This window comes from Erwinia aeris, assembly GCF_041224955.1.
GTDB lineage: Bacteria > Pseudomonadota > Gammaproteobacteria > Enterobacterales > Enterobacteriaceae > Erwinia > Erwinia aeris.
This window is the reverse complement of the sequence record NZ_JBGFFX010000016.1, coordinates 98,321-119,069: the sequence shown is the minus strand read 5'-3', so window position 1 is coordinate 119,069 and position 20,749 is coordinate 98,321. Positions and strand designations below refer to the sequence as shown.

Below are 20,749 nucleotides of genomic sequence, written 5' to 3'. Positions count from 1 at the left end.
ATGAGTCACTTTTACCCCTAATCAAGAGGTAGTTTATGTTTGCAAGTCAGGAAGGTAAGTCAGTCCCGCAGGTCACTTTTCATACGCGCCAGGGCGACAGCTGGGTAGACGTCACGACTGATGAGCTGTTTAAAGACAAAACTGTCATCGTGTTCTCTTTGCCAGGCGCGTTTACGCCAACCTGTTCATCGAGCCATCTGCCACGCTATAACGAGCTGTCAGACGTTTTCAAAAAACACGGCGTGGACAATATTCTGTGCGTATCGGTCAATGACACCTTCGTTATGAACGCGTGGAAAGCCGATCAGCACGCTAACAACATTACCTTTATCCCGGATGGCAACGGCGATTTCACTCGCGGCATGGAAATGCTGGTCGAGAAAGCGGATCTGGGCTTTGGCCCGCGCTCATGGCGCTACTCCATGCTGGTTCGTAACGGCGTGGTAGAGAAAATGTTTGTTGAACCAAACAAGCCGGGCGACCCGTTTGAAGTGTCTGATGCCGACACCATGCTGCGCTATCTGGCACCGGAATTTAAGGTGCAGGAGTCCGTGTCCCTGTTCACCAAGCCGGGCTGCCCGTTCTGCGCTAAAGCCAAGCAGATGCTGTTGGATCGCGGTATTCAGTACGAAGAAATCGTGCTGGGCCAGGATGCCACCACCGTCAGCCTGCGCGCTGTAACCGGCCGTGCGACCGTTCCTCAGATCTTTATCGGCGGACGCCACATCGGCGGCAGCGACGATCTGGAACAGTTCTTTTTAGCCTAAGAATTAAGAAGGCGAGCCATCGCCCGCCCTCTTATGTGCCTAAAATAAAAATATAAGTCGAAATTAGTTGGCGGGCCTGATGCCCGCCTTTTTTTTGCTTACGCCAGGCGATTTTTCGCGTCGGTAATCGCAAGCGACACCTGATGCGGCGAAACGCCACCCTTCGCATTACGCTTGTCCAGACAGGATTGCAGCGACAGGATTGGATAGACGTCTTCGCCAATCACCTTGCTGTACTGTTGCAGCTCTTCCAGCCTTAGCGCTTCCAGCGCCACGCCTTTGCCAATTGCCGCCACCACGACTTCGCCCACGATATGATGCGCTTCGCGGAACGGGACGCCTTTAGCTACCAGATAGTCAGCCAGCTCGGTCGCATTGGCATAGCCCTGCTCTGCCGCTTCCTGGCAGCGCGGACGCTTCACCTGAATGCCGTCCAGCACCAGCGCGGCCATATGCAGACAGTCGGACCAGGTGTCCAGCGCGTCGAACAGGCCTTCTTTGTCTTCCTGCATATCTTTGTTGTAGGCCAGCGGCAGGCCTTTCAGCGTCATCATCATGCCGGTCAGCGCGCCCTGCACGCGGCCGCACTTGCCGCGGATCAGCTCCAGTGCGTCCGGGTTTTTCTTCTGCGGCATCAGCGAAGAGCCGGAGGTAACCTTATCGGACAGCTCGACAAAGCCTGACTCGCCGGTATTGAAGAAAATCAGATCTTCGGCGAAGCGGGAAAGATGCACCATGCCGATAGAGGCGTCGGAAAGCAGCTCCAGCACGTGATCGCGGTCGGAAACGGTGTCCAGGCTGTTGCGCGTGGCGGAGGCAAAGCCCAGCCAGCCGGCCAGCTGCTCGCGGTCGATTTCATAAGCCGTGCCGGCCAGCGCGCCGCAGCCCAGCGGGCTGACGTCCAGACGCTTCAGCGTATCCTGCAGGCGGCTTTCATCCCGCGCCAGCATCTCGACATAAGCCAGGCACCAGTGCGCAAAGGTCACCGGCTGCGCGCGCTGCAAATGGGTGTAGCCCGGCATGACCGCGTCCTGGTTCGCTTCTGCCGTGGCCACCAGCGCCTGCTGTAGCTGACGCGTGGCGATCAGCAGCTCGCCGATCTGCGCTTTGCACCAGAGCTTCAGATCGGTGGCGACCTGATCGTTACGGCTGCGGCCGGTATGCAACTTTTTGCCGAGCGCGCCGACTTTCTCAATCAGCCTGCCTTCAACATAGCTGTGAATATCTTCCGCATCGCTTTCCAGGATCTGCTGCGGATTAGCGCGTACTTCCTCAAGCAGCACGTTCAGCGCGGTTTCCAGCTGCTGCTGCTCTTCTGTAGTCAGAACATTGACCGTCACCAGCGCTTTGGACCAGGCTACGGACCCGACAATGTCCTGCTCTGCCAGACGATAGTCAAAGCGCAGCGAGTCATTAAACAGTTTGAAACGTTGATCTGCTGCCTGAGTAAACCGTCCACCCCAAAGTGCCATGTCAGTGCTCCCTTAAATTCGTTGAGTTTTCTTTAAAAGGCGGCCTGCGCCGCCTTATTTCGCCAGGCTAAATACCGGCTTACTTTTTCTCGTTCAGCGCACGAATGCGTGAAGAGAGCGAGAACAGACGGATAAAGCCGCCCGCGTGACGATGGTCGTACACTTCATCTTCGCCGAAGGTCGCAAACTCTTCTGAGTAGAGGCTGTTGGCGGATTTCTTCTGGATCGCCGTAACCTGACCTTTATAAAGTTGCAGCACCACTTCGCCGTTGACTTCTTCCGCCAGCGATTCGGCAGCGGCCTGAATGGATTTACGCAGCGGCGCGAACCAGCGGCCGTCGTAAACCACGTAGGACATCTCGTGGCCCAGCTGTTCGCGCCATTTGAAGCTGTCGCGATCCAGCACCAGCTGCTCAACCGCACGCAGCGCGTTGACCATAATGGTGCCGCCAGGGGTTTCGTAGCAGCCGCGAGACTTGATGCCCACCAGACGGTTTTCGACGATATCGATACGGCCCACGCCGTGTTTCGCGCCGATAACGTTCAGTTTTTCCAGGCAGCCGAACGGGCTTAGCGCTTCGCCGTTTACGGCAACCACGCGGCCTTTCTCCACGGATACCGTCACCTGCTCAGGCTGGTCCGGCGCTTCCAGCGGATCGACAGTCCAGACCCAGCAGTCTTTGTTTGGCGCATTCCACGGGCTTTCCAGCACGCCGCCTTCGGTAGAAATATGCCAGGCGTTTTCATCACGGCTGTAGATTTTTTCCAGCGACGCGGTGGTCGGGATGTTGCGCTCTTTCAGATAGTCGAGCAGCGCCTCACGGGAACGCAGGTTCCACTCGCGCCATGGCGCAACCACTTTCAGCTGTGGGGCCAGCGCGGTGTAGGTGGTTTCGAAACGCACCTGGTCGTTGCCTTTACCGGTTGCGCCGTGGCACAGCGCATCCGCGCCGACTTTCAGCGCCAGCTCAACCTGCGCTTTGGCGATAATAGGACGCGCCATCGACGTGCCCAGCAGATAAGTACCTTCATACAGCGCGCCGGTTTGCAGCACGGGATAGACGTAATCGCTGATGAATTCTTCACGCAGATCCACTACGTGGCATTCGGAAGCGCCGGACTGGAGCGCTTTCTGCTCAACGCCTTCCAGATCGCCACGCTCCTGGCCGATATCGGCCACGAAAGCGACCACTTCACAGCCGCCGTAGTTCTCTTTCAGCCACGGAATAATCGCGGAGGTATCCAGACCGCCAGAGTAAGCCAGAACGATTTTTTTGATGCTTTTATCTTGCATTGTCATTTCCTTGAACCGGTTAAGCGAGGATCCGGGTGCCAATCGACACGCCGTTAAATAGGGTTGGTAGCTGTTCGGCATGACGCCAGCTGGCGATATCGACCGGACGGCCCAGCGTGCGGGCGGCATCCAGCGCGGCGTTGACTTTAACAATCATGCCGTCGGTAATGATGCCCTGGGCGATCAGCTGTTCCGCCAGCGCCGTCGTCATCTCTTCGATGCGCTGGCCTTTGCCGTCCAGAATGCCGCTGACGTCGGAGAGCAGCACCAGATCGGCACCCAGCGTCGAGGCCAGCGCGGTGGCGGCCTGGTCGGCGTTGACGTTCATCAGCTTGCCGTCTTCGGTGATGCCGATAGAGCTGATCACCGGCAGGTAGCCTGCTTCCAGCAGCGTAGTAATGAGTTTGGGATTGCCCGGTGTCGCCTGGCCCACGTGGCCCAACTCTTCATCAAAAGCCGCCACGTTGACGCTGCCGCCGTCGCCCAGGCACAGGCCAACGGCATCAATACCGTGTTTTTTCGACCAGGCCAGCAGCGTTTTATTGGCGGTGCCCGCCAGCGCGCCGGTAATGATGTCGATCTGATCGGCTGGCGTGACGCGCAGGCCGTTTTTCTTTTTCACCGGCAGCGCCAGCTTCTTCATCAGCTCGTCGACCAGGCAGCCGCCGCCGTGAACGATCAGCAGCGGGCGCTGATGGGTTTCGCGGTACGCCACCAGTGCGTCAAACAGGCGCGCCAGCGCCTCTTCGCTATCCAGCAACACGCCGCCGAGTTTAATAATTAAAGGATTGGTCATGGGCTTTCTCACTGATTAAATAAGCGACTGCGTTTCCGGGAAGCCGAAACGAATATTCATACACTGCACCGCCTGCGACGACGCGCCTTTCAGCAGATTATCTTCCGCCGAGACGATAATCGCGTGCTCGCCCTGCACGGCAAAGCCGATATCGCAGAACGGCAGGCCGACCACGCCTTTGATCGACGGCACGCTTTTATCATAGACACGCACCAGCGGCTTATCGTGATAGGCGTTATGGAACGCTTCCGCCACGTCTTCACGCGTTACGCCCGCCTTCAGCCGACAGGTGGTGGTGGCCAGGATGCCGCGCGGGAAGTTGCCCAGGTGCGGCGTGAAGATCACCGGCACGCCAAGATGCGCGGCGATTTCCGGCTGGTGACGATGGGTGAAAATGCCATAAGGCTGCAGGCTGACCTCGCAGAAACTGGTGGTCACGGACGCTTTGCGTCCTGCGCCGCTGACGCCGCTGGTGGCGTTGATCACCGGCCACTGCGCTTCGTTCAGCAGATCCGCCGCAATCAGCGGCTTCAGCGCCAGCTGCGCGGCGGTCGGGTAGCAGCCCGGCACGGCAATCAGCTGCGCTTCTTTTAGCTGGCTCTGCTGCCATTCGGCCAGGCCATACACGGCCTTTGCCAGCCACGCTTTATGCTGATGCGGGAAGCCGTAATAGTCGGTGAAGAAGCTCTCTTCGTTGACGCGGAACGCGGCTGACAGATCGAACACCACGCAGCCGGCGGCCAGGAATTCAGGCGCCAGGTCATGACTGACTTCGTGCGCCGTCGCCAGAAACACCACGTCCACTTTGTCGGCGAACTCTGCCGCGCTTGTCAGCGGCTGCAGCGGCATGTCCAGGATGCCTTTCAGCTGCGGATGCAGATCGGAAAGCAATTTTCCGGCGTCAGGGCTTTGCGCTGATACCGCTAAAGCGGTTATGTTCACCTGAGGGTGACGGTTCAGGTAGGTCGCAAGCTCTACGCCAGCATAGCCACTGGCACCAACAATCAGCGTATTTAACATCGGACACCTTATAACGGTCTCGGGTTTCGGGTGACGGCTTCACGCCGTATTCCCACGCGGTTAGCGCCGGTTATGCAGGAAATCTGGTTTCCATCCCCACGCCATTAATGTATTTTTATTCACTATTAATGCATGAATATTGATACTATCCTAACGCAAGGACTGTCAACAGTGAAGACAAAATTACCGCCTTTTATTGAGCTTTACCGTGAGTTGATCGCCACGCCGTCCATCAGCGCCACCGACAGCGCGATGGATCAGAGTAATGAAGCTTTAATCAGTTTGCTGGCAGGCTGGTTCCGCGATATTGGCTTTGAGGTGGAAGTGCAGCCGGTTCCCGGCACGCGCCATAAATTTAATATGCTGGCCCGTACCGGCAGCGGCGCTGGCGGCCTGTTGTTGGCTGGTCACAGCGACACCGTGCCGTTCGACGATGGTCGCTGGACGCGCGATCCCTTTGCGTTAACCGAACACGATAACAAGCTGTATGGCCTGGGCACCGCCGATATGAAAGGCTTCTTCGCCTTTATCCTTGATGCGCTGCGCGATGTTGACGTGAAAAAGCTGGCGAAACCGCTCTACGTGCTGGCGACCGCCGATGAAGAAACCACGATGGCGGGCGCGAAATATTTCTCTGAAAACGCCACAGTGCGGCCCGACTGCGCCATTATCGGCGAGCCTACCTCGCTACAGCCGGTACGGGCGCACAAAGGCCATATGTCGAACGTGATCCGCATTGAAGGCCAGTCGGGCCATTCCAGCGATCCTTCACGCGGGGTCAACGCCATTGAGCTGATGCATGAGTCCATCACGCAGCTGATGGCGCTGCGCGACACGCTGAAAACGCGCTATCGTCACGACGGTTTTGCCATTCCTTATCCCACCATGAACTTTGGCCATATCAGCGGCGGCGATGCGGCAAATCGCATTTGCGCCTGCTGCGATCTGCATATGGATCTGCGGCCGCTGCCGGGCCTGACGCTGAACGAGCTGGAAGGCTTGATTAACGAGGCGCTGGCGCCCGTCAGCGAACGCTGGCCGGGCCGCGTCAACGTCAGCCAGCTGCATCCGCCGATCCCCGGCTATGAATGTCCGGCCGATCATCGGCTGGTCAAAGTGGTGGAAAAGCTGTTGGGCACGGAAACCAGCATCGTGAACTACTGCACCGAAGCGCCGTTTATTCAGGAACTGTGCCCGACGCTGGTGTTAGGGCCAGGTTCGATTAACCAGGCGCACCAGCCGGATGAATATCTTGATACCGCTTTTATTAAACCTACCCGCGAATTGATTACGCAGGTCGTACAGCATTTTTGCAATCACTGAGTGAAAAGCGGGGCATTTAGCCAGTAAAACGGCCTTTTACCCCGGCTTTATCATTTGTTTCTCGATAAGAATAACTTATCTCGCTGCGTCGCTGTTAAATTTCTTAAATTACCGCAAGTTAGCGACAGGTTCGCACACGTTTAAGTCAATTGACGGATGGACGGGAACGTGGCTAGATAAAAGGCAATGTTATACCGGCGACGGTAGAGAGTGATAAAAATAACGGTCAGGGGTCATATGAACGAACAATATTCCGCAATGCGAAGTAATGTCAGTATGCTCGGCAAACTGCTCGGGGATACGATTAAGGATGCGCTTGGCGAGAACATCCTGGATCGGGTGGAAACCATCCGTAAGCTCTCCAAGTCTTCCCGCGCGGGAAACGACGCCCACCGTAAAGAGCTGCTTACCACGCTGCAAAATTTATCCAATGACGAACTGCTGCCGGTGGCGCGCGCCTTCAGCCAGTTTCTGAACCTGACCAACGTCGCCGAGCAGTACCACACCATATCGCCCAAGGGCGAAGGCGCCAATCACCAGGAGCTGCTGGCGAAAACCTTCGAGCGCCTGAAGCAGCAGCCCAACCTGACGGAAGCCAAAATTCGCGAGGCTATCGAATCGCTTTCTCTGGAGCTGGTGCTGACCGCACACCCGACGGAGATCACCCGCCGCACGCTGATCCACAAGCTGGTCGAGGTCAACAGCTGTCTGAAACAGCTGGATCACAACGATCTTTCCGACTACGACCGATCGCAGATTATGCGTCGTTTGCGCCAGCTGGTTGCGCAGGCCTGGCATACCGATGAAATCCGTAAATATCGCCCGACGCCGGTCGATGAAGCCAAGTGGGGCTTCGCGGTGGTGGAAAACAGCCTGTGGGAAGGCGTCCCGGCCTTTCTGCGCGAGCTGTACGAGCAGGTAGAGGCGTCGTTTGGCGTTAAGCTGCCGGTAGATTTTGTGCCGGTGACCTTTACCTCCTGGATGGGCGGCGACCGCGACGGCAACCCGAACGTGACGGCTAAAATCACCCGCCACGTGCTGCAGCTAAGCCGCTGGAAAGCCACCGATTTGTTCCTGCGCGATATCGCCGTGCTGGTTTCCGAGCTGTCGATGTCGGAGTGTACGCCGGAAGTCCGCGAGCTGTGCGGCAACCCGGAGGCGCTGGAGCCTTACCGCGAAATCATGAAAAACCTGCGCGCCCAGCTGCTGGCGACCCAGGCGTATCTGGAGCGCCGCCTGAAGGGCGAGCGGCCTGCGCGTCCCGATAACCTGCTGATTGCCAACGAACAGCTTTGGGATCCGCTCTACGCCTGCTACCAGTCGTTGCAGGCCTGCGGTATGGGGATTATCGCCAACGGCCAGCTGCTGGACACGCTGCGCCGCATCAAGTGCTTCGGCGTGCCGTTGGTGCGCATCGATCTGCGTCAGGAGAGCACGCGCCACACCGACGCTATTGCAGAAGTCACCCGCTATTTAGGCCTGGGCGACTACGCCAGCTGGTCGGAAGCCGATAAACAGGCGTTTCTGATCAGCGAGCTGAGTTCCAAACGCCCGCTGCTGCCGCGTCAGTGGGAGCCGAGCGCCGAGACGCAGGAGGTGCTGGATACCTGCCGCGTGGCGGCGGAAGTGCCGAAAGGTTCCATTGCCGCTTACGTGATCTCAATGGCGAAAACGCCTTCCGACGTGCTGGCGGTGCATCTGCTGCTTAAAGAGGCGGGCATTCCTTTCGCCATGCCGGTGGCGCCGCTGTTTGAAACCCTGGACGACCTGAACAACGCCAACGACGTGATGCGTCAGCTGCTGGATATCGGCTGGTATCGCGGCTTTATCCAGGGCAAGCAGATGGTGATGATTGGCTACTCCGATTCGGCAAAAGACGCGGGCGTGATGGCCGCCAGCTGGGCCCAGTATCAGGCCCAGGATGCGCTGATTAAAACCTGCGAAAAAGCCGGTATCGCGCTGACGCTGTTCCACGGACGCGGCGGCACCATTGGCCGTGGCGGCGCGCCGGCCCACGCGGCGCTGCTTTCCCAGCCGCCGGGCAGCCTGAAAGGCGGCCTGCGCGTGACCGAGCAGGGCGAAATGATCCGCTTTAAATACGGCCTGCCGGAAGTCACCATCAGCAGCCTGACGCTTTACACCGGCGCCATCCTTGAAGCCAACCTGCTGCCGCCGCCGGAACCGGAAGCGGCCTGGTGCGGCATTATGGATCAGCTTTCCGCCGACTCCTGCGAGATGTATCGCGGCTACGTGCGTGAAAACGCCGACTTCGTGCCCTATTTCCGGTCGGCCACGCCGGAACAGGAGCTGGGCAAACTGCCGCTGGGCTCCCGTCCGGCCAAGCGGCGCCCCAGCGGCGGCGTCGAGTCGCTGCGCGCGATACCGTGGATCTTCGCCTGGACGCAGAACCGCCTGATGCTGCCTGCCTGGCTGGGCGCGGGCGCGGCGCTGCAAAAAGCGATGCAGGCGGGTCATCAGGATCAGCTGGAGGCGATGTGCCGCAACTGGCCGTTCTTCTCCACCCGTCTGGGGATGCTGGAAATGGTATTTTCCAAAGCCGATCTCTGGCTGGCGGAATATTACGATCAGCGGCTGGTGGACCAGACGCTGTGGCCGCTGGGCAGGCAGCTGCGCGACCAGCTGGATTCCGATATCAAAGCGGTGCTGACCATTGCCAACGATGCGCATTTGATGGCCGACCAGCCGTGGATTGCCGAATCCATCGCGCTGCGTAACGTTTATACCGATCCGCTGAACGTACTGCAGGCCGAGCTGCTGCACCGCTCCCGCCTACAGGAAACCAATGGTGAAGAGCCGGATCCGCGCGTTGAGCAGGCGCTGATGGTGACAATAGCCGGCGTCGCGGCGGGCATGCGTAATACGGGCTAACGGTACAGGGCGTTCATATCTGCCGGATATGAACGCCCTTATGGTTTAATGGGCGACCACGCGCACCAGAAGTTGACGACCCTGACGCCATACTTATTGACCTCTTCCACCACTTCCATTCTGTCCATGCCTCTTTCGCAATGTTCAGCCAGCCAGGCCCTGCTGCTGCAAAACTGTATCCAGCGGTTAAGGTGACGATCCTTAAGCCACAGCCCCATTTCGCAACGGCCCGATTTTCCCCGGCTCGGGCCGGGAAAAGAGACGTCATACTCCGTGAGATATTGACTGCTTTGATGGGGAAGATAGCGAACCAGAGCGGAGGGCAGCTGCAACGAGAACACGCCGATCATAAAAGCGCTACAGATAAAAAGTTTAGGGAGCTGCCGCAGCGTCAGGCGATGGTGAAAAAAGATGACGGCCACTAAGGTAATGACTAAGGCGGCGCCTACGCCGACTTCGCCAGCTATCCAGAAAACGCTATCTGGATCGGCCAGATAGACGTTGCGCGAAAGAGCAGACCAGTACGCCATCGCCACCAAAGGCACAACGGTAAAAAAGGCCATCAGTAAACAGCCTTTTATCCCCAGCCGCTTTATTTCCCTGATAATGTTTTGCATGGGTTCTTCATGATTCCTGCCCTGGAAAACAGGTATCATAAAAAAAATGCCGCCTCGCGTAAACGAAGCCGCAGCTGGCTTTTACTTATCAGGCCGGCACGGCAACCGCCGGGCGCACGCCCAGCGTGTGGCAAATGGCGTAGCTCATCTCCGCACGGTTCAGCGTATAGAAATGGAAATCTTTCACGCCTTCGCGGCTGAGGATTTTTACCATATCCATCGCCACGTTGGCGCCCACCATTTTGCGGGTTTCCGGGTCGTCATCCAGCCCGGCGAACATGCTGGTCATCCAGCCCGGCACGCGCACGTTGGTCAGCGTGGCAAAACGCTGCAGCTGTTTGAAGTTGGAAACCGGCAGAATGCCGGGCACGATTTCCACGTCGATCCCGGCGGTTACGCAGCGGTCGCGAAAGCGCAGATAGCTTTCCACATCGAAAAAGAACTGGGTGATAGCCCGGTTTGCGCCCGCATCAATTTTGCGCTTCAGGTTGATCAAATCCGCCTGCGCGCTTTTGGCTTCCGGATGCACCTCGGGATAGGCGGCAACGGAGATATCAAAATCGCCCACTTCCTTTAACAGCGCCACCAGATCCGCGCCGTACATTTCCGGCTTGCCGCCGCCCGGCGGTAAATCCCCGCGCAGCGCCACGATATGCCGAATGCCGCTGTCCCAGTAATCCTGAGCGATAGCGCGCAGCTCGCTGCGGCTGGCGTCAATGCAGGTTAAATGCGGCGCAGCTTCCAGCCCGGTGCGATCCTTAATACCTTTGATGATGCTGTGGGTACGGTCACGCTCGCCGGAGTTCGCGCCGTAAGTAACCGAAACAAATTTCGGCTTCAGGCTGCCGAGACGATCGATAGAGCGCCACAAAGTCTGTTCCATTTCGCTGCTGCGCGGCGGAAAGAACTCAAACGAGACGTTAATCTGCCCGTTCAGTTCGGCCAGACTCTGGTTCAGTGCTTCGCGCTGGTTGGCGTGGAAAAAACTCATGGCTTACCTCATCGATCGCGGAAGAAAACGGCCCACCTTGAACTTCTATACGTTTAGACGTCCAGACATTCAAAATGACGGATCGGCGGTTTTACGTCAACAGATAAATGATGCCGCAGCGTGACAAATTCTCAACAAAGTTGAATGAAATTCATGCAGGAAAAAGAAGTGAGGAAAATCAAAGGGCCGCCGCGATCGGGCTGAATGCACAGAAAAATGACGCGCTATCATTTAAGCCGGGGCCGCGTTTTACGGCCCCGAAAGAAACTACAGCAGCTGCGCCAGCCGGTTGATGTCGGACTGGATTGCGCCTGCCGTTACGTCGCGACCTGCGCCCGGCCCGCGGATCACCAGCGGATTATCGCGATACCAACGGCTTTCAATGGCAAAGACGTTATCGCAAGGCAGCAGCGCCGCCAGCGGATGATCGTCCCTGACCGCCTCGACGCCGACGCGCGCCTTACCGTTGGCGTCAAAGCGGGCCACGTAACGCAGCACCAGCCCCATCTCCTGTGCGGCCTCAAAGCGCTGCTGCATCTGCTCGTTCAGCGCCTCGCCGTTCTCAAAGAAGTGATCGACCGACTCGCCTTCGCAGCTTTTCGGCACCAGCGACTCCACGCGCACCTGATCCGGTTCGATATCGTAGCCCGCCTCGCGCGCCAGGATCACCAGCTTGCGCATCACGTCCTGACCGGAAAGATCGACGCGCGGATCCGGTTCGGTCAGCCCCTGCTGCCATGCCTGATCCACCAGCTCGGTAAACGGCACGGTGCCGTCATACTGCAAAAAGAGCCAGGAAAGCGTGCCGGAGAAGATGCCGCTGATGGCGATAATGCTGTCGCCGCTTTCACGCAGATCGCGCACGGTGTGGTTAACCGGCAGCCCGGCACCGACGGTGGCGTTGTAAAGCCAGTGGCGGCCGGTTTTAGCGAAGGCGTCACGGATCTGACGATAGCGGTCGCTGCTTGACGCCCCGGCCACTTTGTTCGCGCCAATCACGTGAAAACCGTGGCTGGCGAAATCCAGATACTGATCGGCGAGCTGCTCGCTGGCGGTCACGTCCAGCACCACCAGGTCGTCGAACGGGTGCGCGCGCATCCACAGGAACAGCGACTCCTCGTCCCGCTCCACCGCCTCGTCATCAAAGAAGGCCAGCGCGCGGCTGGCGTCCAGCCCTTCGTAGTTCAGCAGGCTGCGACGACTGTCGACCACGCCGGCTAAAACATATTCAAATCCCGTCCGCGCCGATAGCGTTTCCTGCTCGCGCGCGAAAAGTTCCAGCCAGCGGGAGCCGATATTGCCCTTGCCGAACAGCATCAGGCCGACCTGTTTTTCCGCGCGGAACAGCGACTGGTGCAGACCGCGGATCAGATGTTCAGTCGGCCCGACGCGCAGCACGGCGACCAGGCTGATGCCCTCTTCCGACTGCCAGATAAATTCAACCGGCTGATCCTTCAGCTGCTGCCAGAAACGGTGGCTGTGCAGCGGATTGCGGCAGACGCCTGCGCCCACCAGCGCGACCAGCGCCATGTCTTCCCGCAGCTGTAGGCGTCCGGGAATGCCCGCGTCCTGCAGCAGCGTCAGCGCGCTGTTCACCACTTCCGAGGTATAACAAAGCTGTAAAAGGTGGCGATCGGGATGAACGCCGGTCGCCAGCGGACGCAGCTGCGCGCGCTGAAGCAGTCGTTCAATCTCTTTCTGCGCCGTGGCGAAATCGTGCTGCGGCGGCACCTGGAACTCAATCAGGCAGACGTCGTCGTGGCTGGTGACAATCCGCGCGCCCGTGCCGGAAGCCAGCACGCGCTCAATGCGGGTCGAGCCCTGTTCCGGCTGGTAGCTACAGCGCAGCTGCAGGTCAATATCGCTGCCGGAAACCGGCTGTAGCGTACGGGTATGCAGCACCGGCGCGGCCAGGCGCGCCAGCTCGCTGGCCTCATCCAGCCGCAGCAGCGGCAGCAGGCAGGCGTCTTTCACCTTGCGCGGATCCGCACTGTAAACGCCCGCTACGTCGCTCCAGATGGTGACGCGCGACACGCCGGCCAGCGCGCCGATCTGCGTGGCGGAATAGTCGCTGCCGTTACGGCCCAGCAGCACGGTTTCACCCGCGTCGTTGCGGCTGATAAAGCCGGTCACCACCAGCCGCTCGCCCGGATGCTGGGCAATCAGCTGTTGCAGCAGCGGCCAGGATTTTCCTTCATCCACCTGCGGCTGGGCGGCCCGCTCGGCGCGCAGAAATTCCCGCGCGTCCAGCCAGCTCGCCGCCATATCCTGCTGCTGAAGCACGGCCGCCATCAGCCGTGCCGACCAGATTTCACCGTGTCCCACCACTTCCGCGTAGGCGGCTTCGGTTATTTTGCCATCCAGCAGAGCGGCCAGCTTTTCCAGATCGCGAATGAATTCGCCGATCAGCCCGTCCGCCGTCTGTGCCGGAAGCAGGCTGCTGATTAACTCGCTCTGGTAGCGTCGCAGCGCCTGCTGCACCTGATGCGCCGACAGACGGTCGCTCTGGCTCAGCTTCAGCCAGCTAATCAGCTGATTGGTGGTGCTGCCTGCGGCGGACACCACCATCACGTCGCCGGGACGGCTGTATTCCGCCATGATCCCCGCTACCCGCAGGTAACATTTGGCGTCGGCAAGGCTGCTGCCCCCGAATTTATGCAGCTGACGCGCGCCTGCTGCCACTGCTGAATGACTCATGCTTACCTCTTAGCCGCTATCCGGAATGCATTATCCAGATCGGCAATTAAATCTTCGTGATCTTCAATCCCTACGGAAACCCGCAGCAGCGTTTCCGAAATACCTGCCGCCGCGCGCGCCTCTGCCGACATGCCCGCATGGGTCATGGTAGCAGTATGGGAGATCAGGCTTTCCACGCCGCCCAGCGATTCGGCCAGCGTGAACAGTTCCAGCGCCTTCAGGAAACGACGCAGCGTCTGCTCGTCGCCGTTCAGCTCAAAGCTGAGCATCGCGCCGAAGCCTTTCTGCTGGCGGGCGGCAATCTGATGGCCCGCGTTTTCCGGCAGTGAAGGATGATACAACTTTTTAACCAGCGGCTGCTGTTTCAGATAATCCACGATGGCGAGCGCGTTGCGCTGTGCGGCCGCCATACGTGGCGCCAGCGTGCGCAGGCCGCGCAGCAGTAAATAGCTGTCGAAAGCCGCGCCGGTTACACCGATATTATTCGCCCACCAGGCCAGCTCTTTCACCCGCTCGGGATCTTTGGCAATTACCGCGCCCGCCACCACGTCGGAGTGGCCGTTAAGGTATTTCGTGCAGGAATGGATCACCAGATCGGCGCCCAGCTCCAGCGGGTTTTGCAACGCCGGGCTAAGGAAGGTGTTATCCACCACGCTAACCGCGCCCGCTTCTGCCGCCGCCTTACAGATAGCCTCAATATCCACCACGCGCAGCAGCGGATTGCTCGGGCTTTCTACCAGCACCAGCTTCGGTTTTTCCGCCAGCGCGGCGTGCAGCGCCGCTTCGTTGCCCTGATCGACAAACTTCACGCGATACGCGCCGCGCTTGCTCAGGCTGTCAAACAGGCGATAGCTGCCGCCATAGCAGTCGTGCGGCGCCACCAGCAGATCGCCCGGCTTCAGGAAGACGGTACAAACCAGGTGGATCGCCGACATGCCGGTATTGGTCATCACCGCACCGGCGCCGCCTTCCAGCTCGGCCAGCGCGCGCTGGACAACATCGCGGGTAGGGTTACCGCGACGTGAGTAGTCATGCGCCCGAGGCTCGTTGAAATCGGTAAAGTTATAGGTGCTGGAGAGGTGGATTGGCGGGACAACGCAGCCATACTGTTCGTCATCATTCAAGCCGCTGCGTACCGCGATGGTTGCCTGTTTACGCGTCATGGTGCATAAATTCCTGCAGGAGAAAGAAAGAAGAGCCATCAGCATAACAGGGAACAGATAGACGTCAATACATCTGGACTTCTAAATGTCTTTGCGTATAGATTGAGCAATCTGTCAATAACCGGTAATATTACCTTTTTGCTCCCTGGAAAAAGTGGGCGCAATACGGTGTGGCGCCGCCCAACTTCGGGCATAATTAGCTGAATTTCGGCACAGTAAATATTAATGATGACTAAGGTAACCCATGGCTGAATGGAATGGCGAATATATCAGCCCTTACGCTGAGCACGGTAAAAAGAGCGAGCAGGTAAAAAAAATTACGGTATCCATCCCGTTAAAAGTTTTAAAAATTCTGACCGACGAGCGTACCCGTCGTCAGGTTAACAACCTGCGTCACGCCACCAACAGCGAGCTGCTGTGTGAAGCGTTTCTGCACGCTTTTACCGGCCAGCCTCTGCCGGATGATGTCGATCTGCGTAAAGAGCGCAGCGACGAAATCCCGGAAGCCGCCAAAGCGATCATGCGGGAAATGGGCGTCGATCCCGATACCTGGGAATATTGAGCGCTTTTTCGCAGATATAAAAAAACCCAGCCGAAGCTGGGTTTTTTATTGCATCCGAAACGGTATCCGCTTCGTGCAGGCGACTTATTTGCTGCCTGGGATGCTGAAACGCTTGTTGAAGCGGTCAACACGACCACCGCTGGCAACGTCACGCTGCTTGCCGGTGTAGAACGGGTGGCATTTGCCGCACACGTCCAGGTTCAGGTCATGACCCACGGTTGAGCGGGTTTTGATTTCGTTACCGCAAGAACATTTAGCAGTAACTTCAGCGTAATTTGGGTGAATACCTTTTTTCATGGGAAAACCTCAGTTAAGGCCGTGTCGCTCTCCCGTGCCAGGAAAACCCTGCACCGGCACCACACGAAGATTAATAATTCAGGTGATTTGATACCAAAATGCCGTATCAACGGCGGCGAACTATACAGAAAATAACCGCTCGCTGCAATCGAATCCGCACATTCAGGAAGACACAGTGTACACTATCCCGCTCATAATTTCATCCGGATAAATTCATGCCCGTCGTTCAGGTCGCTCTGCCCGTTCCGCTTGCCCGCAACTTTGACTATCTGCTGCCTGCGCATCTGCCTGCGGCGGTGCCGGGCGCGCGCGTCAGCGTGCCGTTTGGCAAGCGCAAAGCGGTCGGCGTGGTGGTGGGGCTTGCGGATACCAGCGACTTTCCCCTCGATCAGCTGAAGCCCGTTTATGAAATGCTGGACGACGAGTCGCTGTATCCCGCTTCGCTGTGGCGCATTCTGCTGTGGGCGGCGGACTATTATCACTATCCGCTGGGCGAAGTGCTGTTTCACGCCATGCCCGTGCTGCTGCGCCAGGGGAAACCCGCGCGGGAAGCGCCGCTCTGGCAGTGGTTTATCACGGAAACCGGTCGGGAAACCGCCCCGGAAAGCCTGAAGCGCGCGCCGAAACAGCAGCAGGCGCTGGCGGCGCTGCGCCAGCGTAATCTCTATCGCCATGAAATCGGCCAGCACGACATTACCGATGCGACGCTTCAGGCCCTGCGCGCCAAAGGATTATGCGATCTCCAGACGCAGCAGCGCGCGCCGCAGGACTGGCGAACGCATTACGCCGTCAAAGGCGAACGGCTGCGGCTGAACACCGAACAGGCCACGGCGGTCGGCGCTATCCGGGCCGAAGACGACCATTTCGCTGCCTGGCTGCTGGCCGGCATCACCGGCTCCGGCAAAACCGAAGTCTACCTGAGCGTGCTGGAGAACGTGCTGGCCAGCGGCAAGCAGGCGCTGGTGCTGGTGCCGGAAATCGGCCTGACGCCACAAACCATCGCCCGCTTCCGCGAGCGCTTTGACGCGCCGGTAGACGTGCTGCACTCCGCGCTGAACGACAGCGAGCGGCTGGCGGTATGGCTGCGCGCCCGTCAGGGTGAAACGGCCATCGTTATCGGCACCCGCTCGGCGCTGTTCACGCCTTTTGCGCAGCTGGGCGTGATTATTATCGATGAAGAGCACGACAGCTCCTACAAGCAGCAGGAAGGCTGGCGCTATCAGGCGCGCGATCTGGCTGTTTTTCGCGCCCGTCAGGAAGATATCCCGATTGTAATGGGAACCGCCACGCCCGCGCTGGAGACGCTGCACAACGTGCAGATGGGCAAATATCGTCAGCTGAACCTCAGCAAGCGTGCGGGCAACGCGCGTCAGGCGACGCAGCAGCTGATCGACCTGAAAGGCGTGAAGCTTCAGGGCGGCCTGTCGCCGATGCTGATCAAAAAGATAGGGCAGCATCTGCAGGCGGATAATCAGGTGCTGCTGTTTTTAAACCGACGCGGCTTTTCTCCGGCCATGCTCTGCCACGAGTGCGGCTGGATAGCCGAATGCCAGCGCTGCGACCGCTACTACACGCTGCATCAGCACCACCGCCAGCTGCGCTGCCACCACTGCGACAGCCAGCGCCCTATTCCGCACCAGTGCCCCCAGTGCGGCTCGACGCATCTGGTGCCGGTCGGCCTGGGCACCGAACAGCTGGAGCAAAACCTGGGCGAGCTGTTTCCCGGCGTGCCGCTGTCCCGCATCGACCGCGACACCACCAGCCGCAAGGGCGCGCTTGAACAACATCTGGCCGACGTTCATCGTGGCGGCGCCAGGATCCTGGTGGGCACGCAGATGCTGGCAAAAGGCCACCACTTTCCTGACGTGACGCTGGTTTCGCTGCTGGATGTCGACGGCGCGCTGTTTTCCGCCGACTTCCGCTCCGCCGAGCGCTTCGCCCAGCTTTATACCCAGGTGGCCGGGCGTGCCGGACGTGCCGGGAAACAGGGCGAAGTGATGCTGCAAACCCATCATCCTGAACATCCCCTTCTGCAAACGCTGCTGCATCAGGGCTACGACGCTTTTGCGCAGCAGGCGCTGGTCGAAAGGAAAACCGTGTTTCTGCCGCCGTTCACCAGCCACGCGCTGTTCCGCTCGGAGGATCACGATAACCAGCAGTCCGCGCTCTTTTTACAGCAGCTGCGCAATCTGCTGGAAGCCAGCCCGCTTAAGGATGAAGCGTTCTGGGTTATGGGCCCGGTGCCGGCGCTTCAGCCTAAACGAGGCGGGCGCTACCGCTGGCAGCTGCTGCTCCAGCATCCTTCCCGCGCGCTGCTGCAGCGGCTGATTAAGGCTACGCTGCCGCTGATGGGCACGCTGCCGCAGTCGCGCAAGGTGAAATGGACGCTGGATGTGGATCCCACCGAAAGCTGAAATGCCAGACGATATCGTCTTCTTGCTGCGAGCCGGCTCGAAAAAAGTCGCACAAGTCACTATTTTTATGCAAATTAAGTAACGCAATTGATTAGCATTGGTTAATTTCACGGTGAGGGTCGGCTATAACGCTGACAAAAAGCCTTTTATTTCCGGCCGACGCCGGGCAGTCAACCGGCCGGTATGAGGAGAACAGCGTTGGAGCACAAGCCAGAAACCGTGGGCGCCACGATGAAAGACGTGGCGGAAAAAGCGGGCGTATCGACGGCGACCGTTTCCCGCGCCCTGATGAGTCCGGAAAAGGTTTCTGCCGCCACGCGCCAAAAAGTCGACGAGGCGGTGATTGCCGTTGGCTATTCGCCTCATGCCATGGTGCGCCATCCGCGACGCAGCGAGTCCCGCACAATCCTGGTGATAGTGCCCGACATTTGCGACCCCTTTTTCAGCGAAATTATTCGCGGGGTGGAATCGGTGGCGGCCGAAGAAGGCTATCTGGTGCTGATTGGCGACTGCGCGCACCAAAACCGTCAGGAGAGCGCTTTCCTGAATCTGGTGATGACCCGACAGATTGACGGCATGGTGCTGCTGGGGTCGCAGGTGCCTTTTGAAACCGGGCCGGAAGAGCAGCGCAGCCTGCCGCCGATGGTGATGGCCAATGAATTCGCGCCCGATCTGGCGCTGCCGACCGTGCACATTGATAACCTGACGGCGGCGTTCGAGGCGGTGAACCATCTGCTTAAGCTGGGCCACGAGCGTATCGCCTGCGTCGCCGGGCCGCAGGAGATGCCGCTGTGTCAGTATCGCCTGCAGGGCTATATTCAGGCGCTGCAACGCAACGGCATCAGGCTGGATCCGCGCTATATCGTGCGCGGCGATTTCACGTTTGACGCCGGCAGCCGCGCGCTGAAGCAGCTGATGCGGCTGCCGCAGCCGCCGGACGCCCTGTTCTGCCACAGCGATATCATGGCGCTGGGCGCGATGGCGCAGGCGAAAATAATGGGGCTGCGCGTGCCGAAAGATCTGTCGCTGATTGGTTTTGATGATATCGAACTGTCGCGCTACAGCGATCCTCAGCTGACTACCATTGCCCAGCCGCGATTCAACATCGGCCGCGAGGCGATGAATCTGCTGCTGGAACAGCTACAGGGCAAGCTGGTAAACAGCGGTTCCCGGCTGCTGGATTTTGAAATAAAAATTCGCGGCAGCACGGCGCCCGCGCTGCGGCAAAAAGCGTAGCGCGAACAAAATCTTTCCTTTTGGGCAACAAAACCGAGATTCAGCAGATTCTTAATCGTATCCCTGCTGGTCAAACTTCCGGCCCTTGAGTAACATGGCGAGCTGCAGGCCAGCGCGCTGGCCCGACCTTACTCTTCATTGATTATTAGCGGAACGATAGTGGCACAAAAAGATTACGTAGGCCGCGGGCGTTCGACAGGGACGCGTCGCAAAAAGAGCAACGGCCGCGGCGGCAGTAAAAAGCGCAGCAGCGGATCGGGTGTATCAAAGATCATGGTAGGTCTGGCCGTCGCGGTACTGGTGACGTTTGTCGGTGGCTTATGGTTTATCGCCCATCATAAAAAAGAGGAAGAGGCGCCGGTCATTCCGGATCACAAAGCAGCCGGCAACGGTTTGCCGCCCAAGCCAGAAGAGCGCTGGCGCTACATTAAAGAGCTGGAGAACCGTCAAATCACCGTGCCGACGCCCGTCGAGCCTTCGGCAGGCGGTGAAGTGCATTCGCCTACGCAACTGACCGACGAACAGCGCCAGCTGCTGGAGCAGATGCAGGCCGATATGCGCCAGCAGCCTACCCAGCTGAACGAAGTGCCGTGGAACGAGCAGACGCCAGCCCAACGCCAGCAAACGCTACAGCGCCAGCAGCAGCAGACGCAGCTGCAACAGCAGTCGCGCCAGCCGCAGAACGCCTATTCATCAGAACCTCAGCCTTCTCGTCAGGTACAGACGCAGCCACAGATCCAGCCGCGTCAGGTTCAAACGCAGCCGCAGGTACAGCCATCGCGTCAGCAGCCGGCACAGCAGCAGCACATGCTGCCGCAGCACAGCCAGCAGCCGACGGTAGCTCAGGAGCCTGTCCGCCAGCCGCAGCCGAAAACCGAGAAGCCAAAAGAAGTCGAAAAAGAGAAGACGCAGCGCTGGATGGTGCAGTGCGGCTCGTTCAAAGGCAGCGACCAGGCGGAATCCGTACGCGCCTCGCTGGCGTTTGAAGGCTTTGAAAGCAAAATCACCAGCGGCGGCGGCTGGAATCGCGTGATCGTCGGCCCTTACAACAGCCGCACCGCCGCCGACAGCACGCTGAAACGCCTGCGCGGCAACGGCCATTCAAATTGTATTCCTGTCTCTTTGGGGGGTTGAAACCTTCCAGATTCCCCCCATATCTGATCGCATCATTGCCCCGCAGTAGGCCTGCGGGGAGATCTTTCGACTGTAAC

16 protein-coding genes are annotated in these 20,749 nt (G+C 58.9%); 7 read left to right on the top strand and 9 right to left on the bottom strand.

Annotation, left to right across the window (positions count from 1 at the left end; all coding sequences use genetic code 11):
• The first annotated feature begins 35 nt into the window (after positions 1 to 35).
• The gene (locus AB6T85_RS21270) at positions 36 to 767 is read left to right on the top strand and encodes a glutathione peroxidase (RefSeq protein ID WP_369896591.1); all 732 of its coding nucleotides are present in this window, start codon (positions 36 to 38) and stop codon (positions 765 to 767) included.
• A 98-nt stretch (positions 768 to 865) separates the two neighbouring features.
• On the opposite strand, the gene argH is transcribed toward AB6T85_RS21270, so the two are convergent.
• The 4 genes from argH to argC all read right to left on the bottom strand — a co-directional run bounded on the left by argH (position 866) and on the right by argC (position 5,349).
• The gene (gene argH / locus AB6T85_RS21265) at positions 866 to 2,239 is read right to left on the bottom strand and encodes an argininosuccinate lyase (RefSeq protein ID WP_253457133.1); all 1,374 of its coding nucleotides are present in this window, start codon (positions 2,237 to 2,239) and stop codon (positions 866 to 868) included.
• Positions 2,240 to 2,318: 79 nt separating this feature from the next.
• On the bottom strand, positions 2,319 to 3,533 hold the full coding sequence (locus AB6T85_RS21260) for an argininosuccinate synthase (protein ID WP_125290558.1): 1,215 nt from the start codon (positions 3,531 to 3,533) through the stop codon (positions 2,319 to 2,321).
• Positions 3,534 to 3,552: 19 nt separating this feature from the next.
• On the bottom strand, positions 3,553 to 4,329 hold the full coding sequence (gene argB / locus AB6T85_RS21255) for an acetylglutamate kinase (protein WP_253457130.1): 777 nt from the start codon (positions 4,327 to 4,329) through the stop codon (positions 3,553 to 3,555).
• A gap of 15 nt (positions 4,330 to 4,344) precedes the next feature.
• Entirely contained in the window at positions 4,345 to 5,349 is a 1,005-nt protein-coding gene (gene argC / locus AB6T85_RS21250; RefSeq protein WP_369896590.1) for an N-acetyl-gamma-glutamyl-phosphate reductase, read from the bottom strand.
• Between the two features lie 171 nt (positions 5,350 to 5,520).
• On the opposite strand from argC, the gene argE reads away from it, so the two are divergent.
• Both argE and ppc read left to right on the top strand, forming a co-directional pair.
• A complete protein-coding gene (gene argE / locus AB6T85_RS21245) occupies positions 5,521 to 6,672 on the top strand; it encodes an acetylornithine deacetylase (protein WP_253457124.1) in 1,152 nt (383 codons plus the stop codon).
• Positions 6,673 to 6,909: 237 nt separating this feature from the next.
• A complete protein-coding gene (ppc, locus tag AB6T85_RS21240; RefSeq protein ID WP_301252495.1) occupies positions 6,910 to 9,561 on the top strand; it encodes a phosphoenolpyruvate carboxylase in 2,652 nt (883 codons plus the stop codon).
• Positions 9,562 to 9,599: 38 nt separating this feature from the next.
• Here ppc and AB6T85_RS21235 read toward each other — a convergent pair whose 3' ends face one another.
• From AB6T85_RS21235 to metB, 4 genes are all read right to left on the bottom strand, one after another.
• Entirely contained in the window at positions 9,600 to 10,178 is a 579-nt protein-coding gene (locus tag AB6T85_RS21235) for a hypothetical protein (RefSeq protein ID WP_253457119.1), read from the bottom strand.
• Between the two features lie 88 nt (positions 10,179 to 10,266).
• Complete coding sequence (metF, locus tag AB6T85_RS21230) at positions 10,267 to 11,169, bottom strand: methylenetetrahydrofolate reductase (RefSeq protein ID WP_253457115.1); 903 nt, start codon at positions 11,167 to 11,169, stop codon at positions 10,267 to 10,269.
• Positions 11,170 to 11,436: 267 nt separating this feature from the next.
• Positions 11,437 to 13,866 carry a bifunctional aspartate kinase/homoserine dehydrogenase II gene (locus AB6T85_RS21225; protein ID WP_369896589.1) on the bottom strand — a complete coding sequence of 810 codons (2,430 nt, stop codon included), beginning with the start codon at positions 13,864 to 13,866 and terminating at the stop codon, positions 11,437 to 11,439.
• Positions 13,867 to 13,868: 2 nt separating this feature from the next.
• Positions 13,869 to 15,029, bottom strand: a complete 1,161-nt coding sequence (gene metB / locus AB6T85_RS21220; protein WP_253457108.1) for a cystathionine gamma-synthase — start codon at positions 15,027 to 15,029, stop codon at positions 13,869 to 13,871.
• A gap of 244 nt (positions 15,030 to 15,273) precedes the next feature.
• On the opposite strand from metB, the gene metJ reads away from it, so the two are divergent.
• On the top strand, positions 15,274 to 15,591 hold the full coding sequence (metJ, locus tag AB6T85_RS21215) for a met regulon transcriptional regulator MetJ (RefSeq protein ID WP_125290568.1): 318 nt from the start codon (positions 15,274 to 15,276) through the stop codon (positions 15,589 to 15,591).
• Positions 15,592 to 15,675: 84 nt separating this feature from the next.
• On the opposite strand, the gene rpmE is transcribed toward metJ, so the two are convergent.
• Entirely contained in the window at positions 15,676 to 15,888 is a 213-nt protein-coding gene (gene rpmE / locus AB6T85_RS21210) for a 50S ribosomal protein L31 (RefSeq protein ID WP_024966154.1), read from the bottom strand.
• 215 nt (positions 15,889 to 16,103) lie between these two features.
• Here rpmE and priA point away from each other — a divergent pair, with 215 nt between their 5' ends.
• The 3 genes from priA (at position 16,104) to ftsN (ending at position 20,672) form a co-directional block, all read left to right on the top strand.
• On the top strand, positions 16,104 to 18,302 hold the full coding sequence (priA, locus tag AB6T85_RS21205; protein WP_369896588.1) for a primosomal protein N': 2,199 nt from the start codon (positions 16,104 to 16,106) through the stop codon (positions 18,300 to 18,302).
• A gap of 198 nt (positions 18,303 to 18,500) precedes the next feature.
• Entirely contained in the window at positions 18,501 to 19,538 is a 1,038-nt protein-coding gene (gene cytR, locus AB6T85_RS21200) for a DNA-binding transcriptional regulator CytR (RefSeq protein ID WP_253457102.1), read from the top strand.
• Positions 19,539 to 19,697: 159 nt separating this feature from the next.
• Positions 19,698 to 20,672, top strand: coding sequence for a cell division protein FtsN (gene ftsN, locus AB6T85_RS21195; protein ID WP_301252492.1), 975 nt, complete (start codon positions 19,698 to 19,700; stop codon positions 20,670 to 20,672).
• Positions 20,673 to 20,749 lie beyond the last annotated feature (77 nt).

What these genes read in the sequence shown, in the direction of transcription:
- AB6T85_RS21270 (WP_369896591.1), top strand. Translation starts at nt 36, where the DNA reads ATGTTTGCAAGTCAGGAAGGTAAGTCAGTCCCGCAGGTCACTTTTCAT.
- argH (WP_253457133.1), bottom strand. Translation starts at nt 2,239, where the DNA reads ATGGCACTTTGGGGTGGACGGTTTACTCAGGCAGCAGATCAACGTTTC.
- AB6T85_RS21260 (WP_125290558.1), bottom strand. Translation starts at nt 3,533, where the DNA reads ATGCAAGATAAAAGCATCAAAAAAATCGTTCTGGCTTACTCTGGCGGT.
- argB (WP_253457130.1), bottom strand. Translation starts at nt 4,329, where the DNA reads ATGACCAATCCTTTAATTATTAAACTCGGCGGCGTGTTGCTGGATAGC.
- argC (WP_369896590.1), bottom strand. Translation starts at nt 5,349, where the DNA reads ATGTTAAATACGCTGATTGTTGGTGCCAGTGGCTATGCTGGCGTAGAG.
- ppc (WP_301252495.1), top strand. Translation starts at nt 6,910, where the DNA reads ATGAACGAACAATATTCCGCAATGCGAAGTAATGTCAGTATGCTCGGC.
- AB6T85_RS21235 (WP_253457119.1), bottom strand. Translation starts at nt 10,178, where the DNA reads ATGCAAAACATTATCAGGGAAATAAAGCGGCTGGGGATAAAAGGCTGT.
- metF (WP_253457115.1), bottom strand. Translation starts at nt 11,169, where the DNA reads ATGAGTTTTTTCCACGCCAACCAGCGCGAAGCACTGAACCAGAGTCTG.
- AB6T85_RS21225 (WP_369896589.1), bottom strand. Translation starts at nt 13,866, where the DNA reads ATGAGTCATTCAGCAGTGGCAGCAGGCGCGCGTCAGCTGCATAAATTC.
- metB (WP_253457108.1), bottom strand. Translation starts at nt 15,029, where the DNA reads ATGACGCGTAAACAGGCAACCATCGCGGTACGCAGCGGCTTGAATGAT.
- metJ (WP_125290568.1), top strand. Translation starts at nt 15,274, where the DNA reads ATGGCTGAATGGAATGGCGAATATATCAGCCCTTACGCTGAGCACGGT.
- rpmE (WP_024966154.1), bottom strand. Translation starts at nt 15,888, where the DNA reads ATGAAAAAAGGTATTCACCCAAATTACGCTGAAGTTACTGCTAAATGT.
- priA (WP_369896588.1), top strand. Translation starts at nt 16,104, where the DNA reads ATGCCCGTCGTTCAGGTCGCTCTGCCCGTTCCGCTTGCCCGCAACTTT.